Genomic DNA, 2232 nt, shown 5'->3' with positions numbered 1-2232 from the left:
CGCGCGGAGGAACGGCGCGCGATGCGGTCGGGCGGGCGTCGGCACCGACCTCCGCGGCGGCCTCGCCGATGAGCGCGGTCATCGGCGCACCACCGGGCCGACGAGCCGTTCGCGGATGAGCCTCCCCTGGTCGCCGGCGGACCCGGCGGAGTCGAACGGCATCGCGAGCACCAGTGCGGCGGCACCCTGCGCCCAGCTCTCGTCCTGCCAGGTCTCGATCTCGACGGGCAGGCTCCGACGGTGCCGGAGCAGGTGCGACCGGAACGCGGGCTCGAACCCGGGCGACCAGTGACGCCAGCCGGTCGTGCCCTCGCCGAGGACCACGACGAGGGCCGGGTCGACGGTGTGCACGACGCCGGCGAGCGTGCGCCCGAGCAGCCGCCCGGCCTCGCGGTAGATCCGGATGGCGTCGCCCTCGCCCGCGTCCGCGGCGGCGAGGAGGTCGTCGATGCCGCCGTGCGGCGGGATCGCACCGCGTTCGCGCGCGTCGCGGACCAGCGCGCCCTCGCCGATGTGCGCTTCGAGGCATCCGTCGTTGCCGCAACCGCACCGCGGCCCGTCGTCGGCGACGGGGAAGTGCCCGATCTCGCCGGCCCCGCCGGAGGCGCCCCGCAGCACGTTGCCGTCGACGACGACGCCGGCGCCGACGCCCGTGCCGATCGTGACGACCAGGAAGTTGTCGTGCGAGCGGCCCAGCCCGAACAGGCGTTCCGCGACCGCGAGCGCGTTGACGTTGTTCTCGACGACGACCGGGAGCCCGGTGGCTCGCCGGAGGGCGTCTCCGAGCTCGACCCCGGTCCACCCGAGCTGGGCCGAGTCGACGATGCCGCTCCCGAGGCGGTCGACGCTGCCCGGCACGCCGACGCCGAGGCCGAGCACGGTGGTGCCGTCGCCGGCGGCGATGAAGCCGCGGATGCGTTCGACGAGTTCGGCGATGAACGTGCTGGCGGTCGCGTCGAACGGCTCGCTCGCCGAGCGGACCACCCGCCCGTCGACGCCCACCTCGACGAAGGCCACGTGGTCGGCGACCACCTTGACGCCGATGGCGTGGCCTGCCGAGGTCGCGAGGCCCAGCATCCGCCCCGGGCGCCCGCCGTTGGACGGCGCCTGCTCGAGTTCGACGAGCAGTCCGTCGGCGAGCAGTTCCTTCACGAGCTGCGTGATGAGCGCGGGCGAGAGGGCGAGCACCCGGGCGAGCTCGGCCCGCGATGCGGGACCGTCGGCGCCGAGCCGTGCGAGGATCGCCGAGCGGTTGACGTCGGTTCGGTTGCTGGAATGGATCGCCATCGATGCCTCTGTGTCCGTGGAGCGGGTCGCCGTGGGGTGTCGTGAGTTAATTTAGAACTAAACAAAGTAGAAAAGCAAGACCCGATCTCGCCCGGACACGACGAAGCGCCCCGCACCGGTCCCTCGGTGCGAGGCGCTTCGCGATCGGGCGGCCGCGTTCAGCGGCCTCTGCGGGCGATCAGGATGCCGCCGCCGTGGCGTAGGTCGCCTGGGCGACCGAGCCGTAGTACGGCCCGAACATCACGTTCGGGATGTTGTTGTAGCCGAAGCTGTTCACCGAGTTCTGCGCACCGTTGCCGAGGAACCACGGGCCGCCCGAGGAGCCGCCGGTCATGTCGCACGGGATGCCCTGCGACTGGGTCTGGCCGTAGGGGTCCGCCGTCGCGGTGCCCGCGCACGACTTCAGCGTCTGGCCGTTGAACGGCGCGGCCGCCGGGTAGCCGAACGCCTCGTACGAGAGCCCGCGGGCCTGGTTGAACGAGATCGCCGTGCCGCCCACCGTCGCCTGCAGGCTCTTGCCGGCGAGCTGACCGACCGTGGCGAAGGCCGTGTCGTACGTGATGTCGCCGCCCCTCGTCCACTGGCGCGGCGCCGTCAGCGACGTCGCGACCCACTGCCCGTACGGCGCCGCACCGTTCTCGTAGGCCGGCACGAACGTCCAGTTCGTGGCGTACTTGCCCTTGCCGGAGTGCACGCAGTGCGCGGCCGTCGCGACCACGCTGCCGTTCGACGAGCTCACCGAGTTGCCCGAGCAGACGTAGTTGCGGCCGTTCAGGGTGAAGAACACCTTGCCGATGTTCGACACGGGCGACTCGTTCGCCGCCATCGGCGTGACCTCCGGCGCCGGCGCGGGCTTGCCGTACGTGACCGGTGCGCCGGCGGCGACCCCCGCCGCCGGGGTCGAGGCCGACTTGCCGGCGAGCAGCACGTCGGCCGGGGTGGCCG

At 72.9% G+C, this 2232-nt stretch carries 2 protein-coding genes; both read right to left on the bottom strand.

Going from position 1 to position 2232, the window contains the following annotated elements:
• Positions 1-78: 78 nt before the first annotated feature.
• Entirely contained in the window at positions 79-1287 is a 1209-nt protein-coding gene (locus ESO86_RS15745; RefSeq protein WP_129235808.1) for an ROK family transcriptional regulator, read from the bottom strand.
• Positions 1288-1465: 178 nt separating this feature from the next.
• Positions 1466-2232, bottom strand: a 767-nt coding sequence (locus ESO86_RS19210) for a trypsin-like serine peptidase (protein ID WP_165308028.1), incomplete at its 5' end; no start/stop codon positions are given.

This window comes from Agromyces binzhouensis, assembly GCF_004135055.1.
Taxonomy (GTDB): Bacteria; Actinomycetota; Actinomycetes; order Actinomycetales; family Microbacteriaceae; genus Agromyces; species Agromyces binzhouensis.
The sequence above is the reverse complement of the archived record's forward strand: the minus strand, read 5'-3'. Positions and strand labels throughout refer to the sequence as shown.

Coding starts and splice junctions, on each gene's coding strand:
- ESO86_RS15745 (WP_129235808.1), bottom strand. CDS start 1,287: ATGGCGATCCATTCCAGCAACCGAACCGACGTCAACCGCTCGGCGATC.